This is a genomic window from Streptomyces sp. NPDC042102 (assembly GCF_055582305.1).
Map to the genome: position 1 here is coordinate 1,152,718 of NZ_JBVJDL010000001.1, position 13,769 is coordinate 1,166,486.

Consider the following 13,769-nt stretch of genomic DNA (forward strand, 5'->3'; position numbering starts at 1 on the left):
GCCGGCGCCTCTCAGGCGTCGCCGTCGAGGCGGAAGCCGACCTTGAGGCCCACCTGGAAGTGCGCGATCTCGCCGTTCTCGATGTGACCGCGCACCTGGGTGACCTCGAACCAGTCCAGATTGTGCAGGGTCTGGCCCGCCCGGGCGATGCCGTTGCGGATGGCCTGGTCGAGGCCCTGGTGCGAGGTGCCGACGATTTCGGTCACCCGGTAGGTGTGGTTGGACATGCGGTCTCCCGAGGGTGGGGGCTGGTGCCTCGTACAAAGGTGCCCCAGTACGTCCCGGTCCGCGCGGTGGAACACGCCGGTGGGAGTCGTACCGATAAGTCGTTCATGTCTGAACAATCCCGCGCGAAAGACCCTTGACCCACCCATTGGTCTATGCCAATTTCAAGCCATCTCCGAGAGCGACCCCAGAAGGTGACCACGTGAAGATGCGCTTCCTCGCCCTGTGCACCGCCCTTGCGGCCGCCACCGCCCTGACCGGCTGCACCATGCTGGCCGGCTCGGACGGCGGCACGCGGAAGGTGACCCTGTGGCTCATGAAGGGCAGCGCATCGGACGACTTCATCGATGCGTTCACCCGCACCTTCGAGCGCGAACACCCCGGTGTCGACCTGGAGGTGAAGATCCAGGAGTGGACCGGGATCGGCGAGAAGGTCAACGGAGTGCTCTCCGGCAGCAGCAAGGAGAGCGCCGACGTCATCGAGGTCGGCAACACCCAGGTCGCCCAGTACATCGAGACCGGCGGCATCTCCGAAGTCACCCTGGAGGGCCTGCGCACGTGGGGCGGCAGGGACTGGCTGAGGGGTCTGTCCGACCCCGGCAACGTGGGCGGCGCCCAGTTCGGCGTCCCTTGGTACGCCGCCAACCGCGTCGTCATCTACCACAAGGACCTGTTCGCCGCCGCCGGCGTCAAGGACCTGCCCCGCAACCGCCAGGAGTGGCTCGCCGCCACCCAGAAGCTCGACAAGGGCGACCAGCAGGGCATCTACCTCGCCGGCCAGAACTGGTACGTGCTCGCCGGCTTCGTCTGGGACGAGGGCGGCGAACTCGCCGTCGAGACCAACGGGCAGTGGATCGGCGCCCTCGACAGCGACGAGGCCCTGGCCGGCATGGAGTTCTACAAGAAGCTCCAGAACCTCGGCGACGGCCCCAAGGGCGCCGACGAGGAGACGCCCCCGCAGGCGGAGGTCTTCGCCCGCGGCAAGGTCGCCCAGATCATCGCGCCGCCCGGGCAGGCCGCCCAGATCGAGGCGCGCAACCCCGCGCTCAAGGGCAAGCTGGGCTTCTTCCCGATCCCGGGCAAGACCTCCGACAAGCCCGGCGCCGTGTTCACCGGCGGCTCCGACCTCATCATCCCGGCCAGGACCCGCGACCGCGCCGCCGCCGTGGACGTGATCACCGCCCTGGTGAGCGAGAAGTGGCAGACCGAGCTGGCCCGTACGATGAGCTACGTGCCGAACAAGACCACGCTCGCGCACGTCGTCCAGGGCAACGAGGGCGCCGCCGCGATGGCACCCGGCGCGGCCCAGGGCCGGGCCACCCCCAAGTCGGCCCGCTGGGCCGACCTCGAGGGCAAGAACCCGATCAAGCCGTTCATGACGGCCGTGCTGACCGGTCAGGACCCCCGGCAGTCCGCCAGGACCGCCTCGGAGACGATCAGCAAGGTCCTCAGCTCGGACCGCTAGGCGTCGGGGCGGACGGGGGCGGGCCGGGCACGGGCGGACCGGGCACGGGCCGGAGCGGGCGGGAGTGGATCAAGGGCGGGCCGGCGACGGCCGCACGTCGGTGATCAAGGTCCCCGGGCGCCGAATCCGGTCATTCAGCAGCCGCACATCCAACTGCCGCCGGTCGGTCATGTCGAATCCAGCCGGTCACGGAAAAACGTAAGGGTCGGGACGGCGCACGCCGGACCCGGCCTTCACGTCCGGACCAGGAGCCGCCATGACCATCGCCCCCCTCTCCCCCGTCCAGCCGCTCACCGACGTCCCCGCCCGGTACGCCGTACGGCTCGCCCGCAACGAGGACGAGGTGCGCGCGGCCCAGCGGCTGCGCCACCAGGTCTTCGCCGGCGAGCTCGGCGCCCGCCTGGAGGGCCCCGAGCCAGGTCTGGACAGCGACGCCTTCGACGCGTACTGCGACCACCTCCTCGTCGTCGAGGAGGAGACCGAGCAGGTCGTGGGCACCTACCGGCTGCTGCCGCCCGAGCGCGCCGCCGTCGCCGGCCGGCTCTACTCCGAGGGCGAGTTCGACCTCTCGGCGCTGGCCCCGATCCGCCCCGACCTCGTCGAGGTCGGCCGCTCCTGCGTCCACCCCGCCCACCGCAACGGCGCCGTCATCGCGCTGATCTGGGCGGGCCTGGCCCGCTACATGGACCGCTCCGGGCACAACTGGCTGGCCGGCTGCTGCTCGATACCGCTGGCCGACGGCGGCGTGCTGGCCGCCGCCACCCGCGAGACCGTCCTCACCCGCAACCTCGCCCCCGAGGAGTACCGGGTCACCCCGCACCAGCCCTGGCAGCCGCAGGGCATCACCTTCCCCGACCGGGTCGAGCTGCCCCCGCTGCTGCGCGGCTACCTGCGGCTGGGCGCCTGGGTCTGCGGCGAGCCGGCCCTCGACGTCGAGTTCGGCTGCGCCGACCTGTACGTCCTGCTCTCGCTGCGCCGCACCAACCCCCGCTACCTGCGCCACTTCCTCTCGCTCGCCCCGGCCGCATGAGCGTCTGGCTGCCCACCGCTCCCTGTACGCCGCAGGCGTGCGCCGGCCACGAGGGCCGCGCCGCCTCCGTACCGCACGCCGTCCTGCGGCTGGCCGCCGTCGCCGCCCTGGTCCTGCTCGGGCTCCTGGGCGCCCCGCCGGTCCGGCTGCTGCCGGACCGCCCCCGCCGCGCCGTGATCCGCGCCTGGTGCACCGCACTGGTCCGGTCCTTCGGCGTCCGCGTCACCTTCCACGGCAGCCCCGGCCCCGACGGCGGGCGGCTGATCGTGGCCAACCACATATCCTGGCTCGACATCGCGCTGGTCGCCGCCGCGATGCCCTCGCGGATGCTGGCCAAGGGCGAGATCGGCCGCTGGCCGGTGCTGGGCCGCCTCGCCGCCGGGGCCGGCACGCTCTTCATCGACCGCGACCGCATCCGGGCCCTGCCCGCCACCGTCGAGACCCTCACCGCCGCCCTGCTCGCCGGGGACCGCGTCACCGTCTTCCCCGAGGGCAGCACCTGGTGCGGCCGGGCCCAGGGACGGTTCCGCCGGGCCGCGTTCCAGGCCGCCCTGGACGCACAGGTCCCCGTCCAGCCCGTACAGCTCGGCTACGTCCTCGACGGCGGCCGGCTCGCCGCGGCGCCCGCCTTCGTCGGGGACGACCCGCTGCCCGCCTCCCTGTGGCGGATCGCCCGGGCCCGCGGCCTGCGGGCCGAGGTACGGCTGCTGCCGCGCATCCCGCCGGGCCGGCACCCGGACCGGCGGGACCTCGCCGCGGCGGCCGAGGACGCCGTCACCTCCTCCTCGGGCGTCCCCGCCGTCCCCTATCCGCCGAGGGAACCGGTGCGCACCTCCCCGTCCGCCACCGACAGCGACAGCGCGAAGCGGCCCGCCGCGTCGGTCCACCACTGGGTCAGCTCCAGCCCCGCCGCCGCCAGCTCCTTGCGCACCCCCTCCTGACGGAACTTGGCGGAGATCTCCGTCAGGATCTCCTCACCCGCCGCGAACGGCACGACCAGGTCCAGGGCCCGGATCTTCACCGTCAGTTCCGACCGGGCCCGCAGCCGCATCTCCATCCACTCCTGCTCCCGGTTCCACACCGCCACGTGGTCGAAGTCCGCCGTGTGGAAGTCGGCGTCGAGCTCACGGTCGATGACGGCGAGCACGTTCTTGTTGAACTCCGCCGTCACCCCCTGGGCGTCGTCGTACGCCGCCACCAGGACCGACTCCTCCTTGACCAGGTCCGTCCCCATCAGCAGGGCGTCCCCGGGCGAGAGCATCGCCCGGACGGCCGCCAGGAACGTCGCGCGCTCGGCCGGCACCAGGTTGCCGATCGTGCCGCCCAGGAACACCACCAGCCGCGGCTCGGGGCTCTCGGGCAGATGCAGCGGCCGCGTGAAGTCCGCCAGCAACGCGTGCACCCTCAGCCCCGGGTGCGAGGCCAGCAGGACCCCGGCCGCACCCGCCAGCGCGCTCTCGCTCACGTCCACCGGGATGTACGTGTCGAGCGCCGGCATGGCCTCGATCAGGTGCCGGGTCTTGGCCGAGGACCCCGAACCGAGCTCGACCAGGGTCCGCGCCCGGCTGGCCGCCGCGATCTCCTGGGCGCGCTCCAGCAGGATCTCCCGCTCGGCGCGGGTCGGGTAGTACTCGGGCAGCCGGGTGATCTCCTCGAAGAGGTCGCTGCCCCGCGCGTCGTAGAACCACTTGGGCGGCAGCGACTTGGGGGTCTGCGTCAGGCCGTGCAGCACATCCGCGCGCAGCGCCTTCTCGGCGGCGTCGTCGTCGAGGGTCCGGGTCAACTGGAAGTCACTCACAGGTGGTTCTCCTTGAGCGGGGTGAGGGCGACACGGGTGCGGGTTGCCGTCAGCAGGGTCCGGTCCGGCACTTCGCGCCAGCGCGGATCGTCGTCGTACGGCTCCGACGCGACGACCGTGCGGCCCCCGCCGCCCGGGTCGGCCAGGTACCACAGGGAATCGCCCCACGCGGTCGCGGCGATCGCCGCGCCGTCGGTGAGCAGCAGGTTGAGCCGGGAGTCGGGCGCCGCGGCCGCCAGCTCCCGCACCGGTTCGGCCAGCGCCGTACCGAGGTCGTCACCGGCCCGCAGCCGGTGCAGCACCAGGGCCCACACCAGGGCCGCGTCCGTGCGGGCGGCGAGTTCGAGCAGTTCCCGGGGCGGCAGGCCGAGGGCCAGATCGGCGGCCGACCCCGGCCAGTCGCGCACCGCGCCGTTGTGGCTGAACAGCCACGGGCCCTCGGCGAACGGTGCGGCCGCCGCCTCCCCGTCGGCGCCGGCGCGCGTCGCGTCGCGTACGGCGGCCAGCACCGCCTCGCTGCGCACCACCCGCGCGAGGTCGGCGAACGAGGCGTCGCCCCAGATCGGGCCCGCCCGGCGGTAGCGGGCCGGCGCCGGGTCGCCCTCGGCGTACCAGCCGACGCCGAAGCCGTCCGCGTTGACGGTGCCGTGCCGCTGCCGGCGCGGCGCGTAGGACTGCCGCACCAGGCAGTGCTCGGGATCGGTGAGCAGCCGGCCCAGGCGCACCGGCGGGCCTATGTAGGCCAGATGACGGCACATCAGGCGTCCCTCGCGGTCCGGAACCCGGAGAAGATCTGCCGGCGCACCGGCAGGTCCCAGTTGCGGAAGGTGCCCCGGCAGGCCACCGGCGCCACGGCGAAGGACCCGCCGCGCAGCACCTTGTGGGCCGGTCCGAAGAACACCTCCGAGTACTCGCGGTAGGGGAAGGCGCGAAAGCCCGGATACGGCAGGAAGTCGCTGGCCGTCCATTCCCACACGTCGCCGATCAGCTGGCGCACCCCCAGCGGGGAGGCCCCGGCGGGGTAGCTGCCGGCCGGCGCCGGGCGCAGGTGCCGCTGGCCGAGGTTGGCCCGCTCCGGCGTCGGGTCGGCGTCGCCCCACGGGTAGCGGCGCGAGAGGCCGGTCGCCGGATCGTACCGGGCGGCCTTCTCCCACTCGGCCTCCGTCGGCAGCCGCCGCCCCGCCCAGCGGGCGTAGGCGTCGGCCTCGTACCAGCTGACGTGCAGCACCGGTTCCCCGTCCGGCACCGGCTCGGTCACGCCGAACCGCCGCCGCAGCCAGATCTCGCCCTCCCGGTGCCAGAACAGGGGGGCCTCGATGGAGTGCTTGCGGATCTGCTCCCAGCCCTCCGGGGCCCACCAGCGCGGTTCGTGGTAGCCGCCGTCGGCGATGAAGGCCCGGTACGCGCCGCAGGTGACCGGGACGGTGTCGATCCAGAAGACCGCCGTCGTCCGGGGGTGCGCGGGCCGCTCGTTGTCCAGGGCCCACGGCTCGGTGGAGGTGCCCATGGTGAACGGGCCCGCCGGGACGAGGACTTCACGGGCGGCCGGCGGCGGCCCGGCCGGGACCAGCGGATCGGGCGCGGTGAGCACGGCCGGCCCCGTTCGCAGCTGATGGGTGATCAGCATGGTCTCGTCGTGCTGCTGTTCGTGCTGCGCGATCATCCCGAAGGCGAACGCGGTGTCGAGCAGCGGCGATCCCTCCAGCGGGGTGCGCTCCAGCAGGTCGGTGACCCGGCCGCGCACCTCCGCCGCGTACGCCCGGGCCTCGGCCGGGCCGAGCAGCGGCAGCTTGGGCCGCTCGGCGCGCGGGTGCTCGAAGGCGTCGTAGAGGGGGTCGATGTCCGGGCGCATCGCCTCGCGGCCGGCGACCCGGCGCAGGAGCCACAGCTCCTCCTGGTTGCCGATGTGCGCGAGGTCCCAGACCAGCGGGGACATCAGGGGTGAGTGCTGGGCGGTCAGGTCCCGCTCGTCGACGGCGTCGGTGAGCAGGGCGGTCCGGGCACGGGCGGCGGTCAGGGCGTCGAACACCCGCTCACGCAGATCGGGGTGGGCCGGGCGGGCGGCTTCGGTGGTCACGGGCGCGGTTCCTTCCCGGCGGTCGGGGCGTGGACGTCATCGGCCGGGCACCGGCCGCGCAGGACATAGCGCTCGGTGAAGGCCGCCACCGTGTCCAGGACTTCGGTGGAGGCCCCCAGGCGCGGCAGGGCCTCGCCGGCGGCCCGGAAACAGGTGACGGCCGCCGTGCGCAGCTCCGGGTCGGCCGGTCCCCGGCGGGCGGCCGAACGCCAGAGCCGGTTGCGGGGGGCGGGCTGGGAGCCGTACGCGTCGGCGAGGCCCTTGGCCACCCGGTACGCGGTCTCCGCGGCCTCCTGGTCGTCGAAGAGCGCGTGCGCGACGGCGACCGGGACCAGCCAGCCGTCGTCGCCCGGCTGCGCGTCGATCATGCGCAGCTCCAGGTGGCCGCGCGGCCGGACCGGTGGGAACAGCGTGGTCAGGTGGTACTCGAGGTCGTCGGCAGTGGCCGGGCGGGGCCCGCCCGTGCGCAGCCAGTCGCGGAAGGTGAGGCCGTCGGGGACGGTCCAGGGGTCGTCGCCGTCCGCCCGTACGCACATCACCTCGGTGTCGAGGGCGTGCCGCACCCAGCCCGCGCGGGGCGCGGCGTCCAGCGGCGGGGCGAGCGCGCGGCGGGGGTCGAGATCGCTCCACTGGGCCTGGCGGGAGCACCGCCAGCCCGCGTACGGGCCGTCGTGGGCGGGAGAGTTGGCGAAGGCGGAGACCAGCACGGCGCCGATCAGATGGGCCAGGTGCCAGCGGCGGCCGTGCCCCAGCGGGCCCGGCTCCTCGTGGCCGGCGTCCACGCAGACCTGCACGGAGGCCGAGGAGCGCATCATGGCGCGGCCGGCCGGGCCGGTGCGGTCGAGGTAGGCCTCCATGGCGCGGTAGCGCGGGCTGTCGAGCACCCGGCGCGCGGGCCGGCGGGGGTCGTTGCCGCAGCCGTGCAGGAGGAGGCCGAGGCCGTGCAGGGCGCCCCGGACGGCTGCCAGGTCGGCCTGGAGGTCGTCCACGCAACGCGTCAGCGAGGCGGCGGGGGCGGAGCTGAGTTCGAGCTGGCCACCGGGTTCGACGGTGACGGTGGAGCGCAGTGGCAGGGCGCGGGCCGCGTCGTGCGCGGCGACGAGCAGATCGGGCGGGAGGGGGCGGGCGGGGTGCTCGGCGTCCACCACCAGCCATTCGAGTTCGGCGCCGAGGAGGCGGGGCGGGCCCGTTTTGAAACAGATGCCGTGCACCAGGTCCTCGGCGTCGGTCTCGGTGAGCGCGCGGTTGCGGGAACGGATGAGAGGCGGAGGCTGTGGCATGACCGGATCCTCGTCTCCTGTCGAAAGCCCTTGCATCACCCGTGCCTACCCGTCCCTCTGGGCGCGCGAATCATGCGATCCGCGCCATCCACGTCGCCGGTGTCTTTGCTGTCGTCGTTGTCGTCGGTGTATTCCGTGCCGTCGGTGGCTTCCGTGTATTTGCGTTGCGGTCCCGCCGCGCGGTTCGTGAGGATCGCGGTATGAGCAGCAGGTTGCGCGCCATCGCGCGGGAGAACGCGGAGATCGTGGCGGCCGGTGCGTACCGGACGCGGTCGGGGCGGGAGGTCTCCCTCGCCGCCGCCGTGGCGGATGCCAGGGCGGGAACCAGGATATACGGGCCAAACCAGGTCATTCCAGACGAGCAGCCGGTGGGCGGGGGCGGCCGGACCGCCGTCGAGGTGACGGGGGAGAGCAGTACGGTCGCGGCGCGCAGGCTCGCGGCGGACGGCCCCGTGGCGGTGCTGAACTTCGCGTCGGCCCGCAATCCCGGGGGCGGATACGTGCGCGGGGCCAAGGCCCAGGAGGAGGCGCTGTGCCGGGCCTCGGCGCTCTACGAGACGCTGCTCGAGGCCCCGGAGTACTACGAGGCCCACCGCGCGCTGCGCTCGGCGTTCTACACCGACCGGGTGATTCACTCCCCGGGGGTACCGGTTTTCCGCGACGACCGGGGCGAACTGCTCCCCGAGCCCTTCCTGGCCACCTTCCTGACGTCGCCGGCCCCCAACGCGGGGGTCATCCGCCGCCAGGAGCCCGAACGGGCGGCCGACATCCCGGCGGCCCTGGCCCGGCGCGCGGAACGGGTCCTGGAGACGGCGGTGCTGCACGGCCACCGGCAGCTGGTGCTGGGGGCGTGGGGGTGCGGGGTCTTCCAGAACGACCCGGCCCAGGTGGCCACGGCCTTCCGCGACCTGCTGCGGGGCCGGTTCGCGGGCGCCTTCGACCGGGTGGTCTTCGCCATCCTGGACCGCGAGGGCCGGACCCGGCGGGCGTTCGATTCCGTGTTCGAAAAACTGTAGGACGCGCCCACGACGGGGAGCGGCGGACGCCCAGGACACCGGCCACGAGGCCGGGTCCGGGCGGCGCGGTCGCCCGGCGGGCCGACCTCCCGCCGCTGGCCTACTGCCAGCCGTACCGCTCGCGCAGCCGGTGCACCACCCGCTGGAAGCGGCCCCGGTCCAGGGCGCACGCCTCGCGCCGCATGCCACGGTCGTGGACCCGCAGCACCCGGTCCACGTCCACCCAGGACTCCCGGCCGTCGCGGTCCCACGGCCCGGTGCCGATCGGCACCCACTCGCGGTCGTGGTCGTGGCGCTTGCTGGACAGCTGCACCGCGAGCAGCGTGCCGCCGGGCTCCCGGGCCACGACGAGCACCGGCCGGTCCTTGCCGCGCCCGTCGTTCTCCTCGAACGGCACCCAGGTCCAGACGATCTCCCCGGGATCGGGGTCCCCGTCGTGGTCGGGCGCGTAGGAGGTCCGCACGGGCCCGATCGCACGCGGATCGGCCTCGGTGGTGGCAGCGGCCCCGGCACGGCCGGGCTGATCGGTGTGGTCGAAGAGAGCCGTCACCCGGCCCACGCTATCGCCGTGCGGACCCGGGCCGGGGTCATGCCCGTTTCGTTCTGCGGCAGTTCGCCGACAATGGGGCCCATGGGACGTGCACGGCAGTTCGTGGAGCTGATGGCCAGTGAGGAGGTGCCCCCGGGCTGCCGGTGGCTGGTGCGGGGCGGTGCGTACTGGGTGGTGGCCCCCGCGGGGGACGGGGTCCGGGTCGGGCGGGTGGCGCCGGCGGGCCGGGGGGAGGGCGTCGTCGCCTGGCGGGACGGGGTCTTCGGGGGCGGCGCCCGGTACGCGTCGCCGGTGCCCGGCGGCGGGGTCGCGGTCGGAGGGCCGGACACCGTCACCGTGTACGAGGCGGACGGGCGGGAGCGCTGGGCGTACGGGCATCCGGCCTGGGACGGGGTCGGCGCCTGTACGGCCGACCCGGCCGGCACGCACCTGCTCGCGGTGGTGCCGGCGGCCGCCGTGCCCGGCCGGGACTACCCCGGCGAGGTGTGCGTGGCGCTGGACCTGGCCACGGGGAAGCCGGTGGCCTCGGTGGCGCTGCCCGGGTCCGGCGCGACGTACGCGTTCCAGCAGTCCCTCGCGCCGCGGGCCCGCGAGGTGCAACTGAACGTGATCCAGGGGCAGGGGCAGGGGCAGGGGCAGGGGCGCGGCCGGGGCGCCGCCCACGCCCTGCTCGTCGAGCTGTACGACGGCACGCTGCACACCGTCGGCATCGGCCGCTGGGACGAGCCGTTCGCCGGCCCCGGGCTCGCCCGGGACGACTTCCTCAAGGTCGCCGCCGACGGGAGCCGGCTCGCGCGCCACCGCCCGGGCCGCCACCTCTCGCGCCACCACCCCGGCCGGTGGACACCGGTCGAGGCGCCGGCCGCGGACCTCCTGCCCGACGGCCTGCTCCTCGCCGGCCGGCCCGGCTTCCTCGACCGCCACCGGATCCTCGCGGCGGCCGCCGGAGCCCCGGACGGCCCGGGCCCGGCCCGGCATGTCCTCCTCGACGCCGAGACCCTGCGCCCGCTCGCCGAACTCGCCTACCCCGACGCCGCCCCGGACGACGGCCCTCCGCTGCCCCTGGGCGACGGCACCTGGCTCACGGGCACGGGCGGCGGCACCGTCGTACGCCGCTGGCGGCGCGCCATACCGGTGGCCGGCGCGCGCCTCGTCTCCCGCACGCGGCTGCCCGGCGCGGCCGACTGCCTGCTGCGCCACGACGGCTGGCAGACCAGCGGCGGCAGTCACTGGCTCGTGGTCCGCGACACCGCCCGTACCCGGGTCCTGCGGATCGGCGAACGCCCGACCGAGTACGGCAGTTGGCCGCCGTACGCCGGCTACGCCAGCCCCGTCCCCGGTGCCGGCCTCGCGGTCGCCGGCGAGGACCGGGTCACCGTGTACGAGGCCGACGGCCGGGTGCGCTGGCGGTACGGCCACCCGGCGTGGAGCGACCACAACGCCTCCGGCGCGTGCGTCCCGGTCCCCGGGGGCCAGGTGCTCCTCGTCACCACGCCCGGCACCCCGGACGCGGACGGCGACTACGCCGGTGACCTGTGCCTGGCCCTCGACCTCGGCACCGGCCGGCCGCTCGCCGAGGCGGTCCTGCCCGCGTACTCCGCCTCGTACGCCTTCCAGCACTCCCTCGGCGGCACCCCGTACGTCCTGCTCGCGGCCGGCGCGGGCCCCGACGAGCAGTACACCCTGCGGATCACCTTCGAGGACGGCGCCCTGCACGCCGAACAGGTCGCCGGGGAGAGCGACCCCCTGGCCGGCACCGCCCTGAACGGCGCCTTCCTCACCCAGGACATCGGCGGGGCCGGCCTGACGCGCCACACCCCGGACGGCGGCACGCCGGACGTCACCCTGGAGACGGCGGCCGAACTCCCCGACGGACTGAGGCTCGTGGGCCATCGCGCCGGCTTCCTCGACGCCGGCCACGTCCTGGCGGCCGCCGCCCCCGACGCCCGGCCCGACGCGCCCCGCCACTTCCTCCTCGACGCCGAGACCCTGCGCCCCCTCGCCGAACTCGCCTACCCGGGCACGTCCTGCCCCGACCCCGTCGCTCTGGCCGACGGCACCTGGCTCACGCTCACCGGGGACACCGTCGACCGCTGGCGCCCCGACCCGTGCCCCACGTAGGTTCTAAGCGGGCGCAGGCGCGGGCAGGGCCGGGGGCCAGTGGGCGGACCAGGCTTCCGCCGACTCCAGTTGGGCCGCCAGCGAGATCAGGCGAGGTTCGGAAGCCGCCGGGCCCAGGAGCTGGGCGCCCAGGGGGAGGCCGTCGGCGGTGAAGCCGGCCGGGACGCTGATGCCCGGCCAGCCCAGGATGTTCCAGGTCCACGCGTACGGGCAGGCGGCGATCATCGCCCGGTCGGTACCGAGGGCGCCGAGCCCGGCCAGGGCCCCGATGCGCAGCGGCGGGGTGGCCGTCGTCGGCGTGAGCACCGCGTCGAAGCGGCCGAAGATCTCCCCGATCCGGTGCTGGAGCAGAGCCTCCGCCCGCCGGGCGACGCGCAGCGGCAGCCCGCCCAGCAGCCGCCCGGTGCGCATGGCCTCGTGGGTGCGCGGATCCAGCAGCGCCGGATCGGGCACCCGCGCCCGCCAGTCGCGCACCCCCCGGGTGGCACGCGGCACGAAGGTCAGCCCGATCTGTCCGTACCGCGGGTCCTCGGGCACCACCTCGTGCCCCAGCGACTCCAGCCGTCCGGCCAGCCGCTCCACGGCCGAACGGACCACCGGGTCCAGGGACTTGGGCGTCGCGGTGAACGCCATCCCGAAGGAGAGCGCGATCCGCAGCCGCCGCGGCGCCCGGCCGGCGGCCGCGACCGCGTCGATCGGCGCCGGACGGTGCAGGTCGCCGGGGTGCGCACCGCTCGCCGCGTCCAGCAGCAGCGCCGCGTCGGCGACCGTACGGGCCAGCACGCCGTTGACCGTCAGGCCGCGGAACGACTCCGGCTCCGGCCAGGTGGAGATGCGGCCGCGCTGCGGCTTGATGCCGACCAGGTGCGTCCACGCGGCGGGGATCCGGACCGAACCGGCCCCGTCCGAACCCAGGGCCGCCGGCACCAGCCCGGTGGCCACCGCGGCCGCCGAACCGCCCGAGGAACCCCCGGGCGTGTACGCGGGGTTCCACGGGTTGCGGGTCTCGCCGAAGGCGGGGCCCTCGGTGAACGGCCACTGACCCAGTTCCGGCGTCTGCGTCTTGCCGACGATCACGGCCCCGGCCGCGCGCAGCCGGCGTACGGCCTCACTGTCGGCGATCTTCGGCGGGAAGTCCCCCGGGCAGCCGAACGCGGTCGGCAGCCCGGCCACGTCCATGTCGTCCTTGACGGCGAGCGGCACCCCCAGCAGCGGCCGCCGCTCCCCGGCGGCCAGTCGCCGGTCGGCCGCGTCCGCCTCGGCGAGCGCGGCCTGCGCCCGTACGATCCGGAAGGCGTTGAGCACGGGCTGCGAGGCCGCGATCCGCTCCAGGGCCCGCTCGGTCAACTCCCGTGAGGAGACCGTGCCTTCGGCGAGCGATCGCGCGGTCTGCGCCAGCCCGTCGGACCTGGACGCCGCTACCGGAACTGACACCGGACCTCCCCGTTACCGATCAGTAGCCCGACAGTAACGGGCAGGTCCGGAGCTGGCTAGATCCAGCCTTCCAGCGAGGCCATGAAACCGTCGAAGTCGTCCCGGTGGATGGTGTGCCCGGCCCCGGCGACCGACCGGACCTCGAAGCCGCGCTCCGCCAGGAGCTCCGCCCGCTGCGGCGGGATCAGGAAGCTGGGGTCGGCGACCTGGACGAGCGAGGGCACGACGGGCTCCGCCGGGAGCAGGTCCTCTCCGGCGAGCGCCGCCAGGCTCCCTGCGGTCGTCTCGTCCCACAGGGCCAGCGTGGCCAGCTCGATGGCGACGTCCGCTTCCTCCCAGCGCGGGTTCAGCTCCCGGATCCGCTCCCCGGACGCCGCCTTGAACTGCGCGAACAGCTCCGGCCCGAACCCTTCCGCGGGGCTCGCCAGGTGCCAGGCGGGATCGGAGAACACCGCGCGCCGCGGCCGCAGCCGGTCCACCGCGAGCGAGAGGGCGAGACCGCCCAGTGAGTGGCCGAGGGCGAGTTCGGCCCCGGCGGGAAGCGTTGCGACGAGGTCGTCCGCGAACAGCGCGGGACGGTACGCGCCGCGCCCGCTGACGCCGTGGCCGCGCAGGTCGACGGCGATCACCCGGTACCCGCGCGCGGCGAGGGCCGGTCCCACGCGGCGCCAGGTGCGGTGGTCGGCCATCATGCCGTGGACGAGGAGGGCGATACGGTCGCCCTCGCCCCAGGTGTGGGTGTGGAGCTGCACGTGCGTGCCTTTCTGCGGTCT

Annotated in this window: 12 protein-coding genes and 1 pseudogene; 5 read left to right on the plus strand and 8 right to left on the minus strand. The window is 74.9% G+C overall.

Going from position 1 to position 13,769, the window contains the following annotated elements; genetic code table 11:
• Positions 1-11 precede the first annotated feature (11 nt).
• Positions 12-227, minus strand: coding sequence for a dodecin (locus ACZ6KO_RS04785; protein WP_401442917.1), 216 nt, complete (start codon positions 225-227; stop codon positions 12-14).
• A gap of 200 nt (positions 228-427) precedes the next feature.
• Here ACZ6KO_RS04785 and ACZ6KO_RS04790 point away from each other — a divergent pair, with 200 nt between their 5' ends.
• The 3 genes and pseudogenes from ACZ6KO_RS04790 to ACZ6KO_RS04800 form a co-directional block, all read left to right on the plus strand.
• A complete protein-coding gene (locus ACZ6KO_RS04790; protein WP_469299960.1) occupies positions 428-1,690 on the plus strand; it encodes an extracellular solute-binding protein in 1,263 nt (420 codons plus the stop codon).
• Positions 1,691-1,946: 256 nt separating this feature from the next.
• On the plus strand, positions 1,947-2,720 hold the full coding sequence (locus ACZ6KO_RS04795; RefSeq protein ID WP_469299963.1) for a GNAT family N-acetyltransferase: 774 nt from the start codon (positions 1,947-1,949) through the stop codon (positions 2,718-2,720).
• Positions 2,717-3,244: pseudogene (locus ACZ6KO_RS04800) on the plus strand (lysophospholipid acyltransferase family protein); the annotation flags it as partial. The gene ACZ6KO_RS04795 and the pseudogene ACZ6KO_RS04800, both read left to right, overlap by 4 nt.
• 281 nt (positions 3,245-3,525) lie before the next feature.
• Here the strand turns inward: ACZ6KO_RS04800 and egtD are convergent.
• Genes egtD through egtA form a run of 4 tightly spaced genes read right to left on the minus strand, consistent with a single transcriptional unit; the run spans position 3,526 to position 7,875 of the window.
• A complete protein-coding gene (gene egtD / locus ACZ6KO_RS04805) occupies positions 3,526-4,518 on the minus strand; it encodes an L-histidine N(alpha)-methyltransferase (protein WP_469299965.1) in 993 nt (330 codons plus the stop codon).
• The gene (gene egtC / locus ACZ6KO_RS04810; protein ID WP_469299967.1) at positions 4,515-5,276 is read right to left on the minus strand and encodes an ergothioneine biosynthesis protein EgtC; all 762 of its coding nucleotides are present in this window, start codon (positions 5,274-5,276) and stop codon (positions 4,515-4,517) included. Before egtC ends, egtD begins: the two co-directional genes overlap by 4 nt.
• Entirely contained in the window at positions 5,276-6,595 is a 1,320-nt protein-coding gene (gene egtB / locus ACZ6KO_RS04815) for an ergothioneine biosynthesis protein EgtB (protein WP_469299969.1), read from the minus strand. The genes egtC and egtB overlap by 1 nt, the downstream gene beginning before the upstream one ends.
• On the minus strand, positions 6,592-7,875 hold the full coding sequence (gene egtA, locus ACZ6KO_RS04820; protein ID WP_469299972.1) for an ergothioneine biosynthesis glutamate--cysteine ligase EgtA: 1,284 nt from the start codon (positions 7,873-7,875) through the stop codon (positions 6,592-6,594). Before egtA ends, egtB begins: the two co-directional genes overlap by 4 nt.
• Before the next feature lie 200 nt (positions 7,876-8,075).
• Between egtA and ACZ6KO_RS04825 the strand changes: the two genes are divergently transcribed.
• On the plus strand, positions 8,076-8,891 hold the full coding sequence (locus ACZ6KO_RS04825) for a TIGR02452 family protein (RefSeq protein WP_469299974.1): 816 nt from the start codon (positions 8,076-8,078) through the stop codon (positions 8,889-8,891).
• A gap of 100 nt (positions 8,892-8,991) precedes the next feature.
• Here ACZ6KO_RS04825 and ACZ6KO_RS04830 read toward each other — a convergent pair whose 3' ends face one another.
• A complete protein-coding gene (locus ACZ6KO_RS04830) occupies positions 8,992-9,450 on the minus strand; it encodes a type II toxin-antitoxin system PemK/MazF family toxin (protein ID WP_469299977.1) in 459 nt (152 codons plus the stop codon).
• A 72-nt stretch (positions 9,451-9,522) separates the two neighbouring features.
• Here ACZ6KO_RS04830 and ACZ6KO_RS04835 point away from each other — a divergent pair, with 72 nt between their 5' ends.
• Entirely contained in the window at positions 9,523-11,562 is a 2,040-nt protein-coding gene (locus ACZ6KO_RS04835) for a hypothetical protein (protein ID WP_469299980.1), read from the plus strand.
• Positions 11,563-11,565: 3 nt separating this feature from the next.
• Here the strand turns inward: ACZ6KO_RS04835 and ACZ6KO_RS04840 are convergent, their stop codons facing one another.
• Positions 11,566-12,996, minus strand: coding sequence for an amidase (locus ACZ6KO_RS04840; RefSeq protein WP_469299983.1), 1,431 nt, complete (start codon positions 12,994-12,996; stop codon positions 11,566-11,568).
• Between the two features lie 56 nt (positions 12,997-13,052).
• Positions 13,053-13,748 carry an alpha/beta fold hydrolase gene (locus ACZ6KO_RS04845; RefSeq protein WP_469299985.1) on the minus strand — a complete coding sequence of 232 codons (696 nt, stop codon included), beginning with the start codon at positions 13,746-13,748 and terminating at the stop codon, positions 13,053-13,055.
• Positions 13,749-13,769 lie beyond the last annotated feature (21 nt).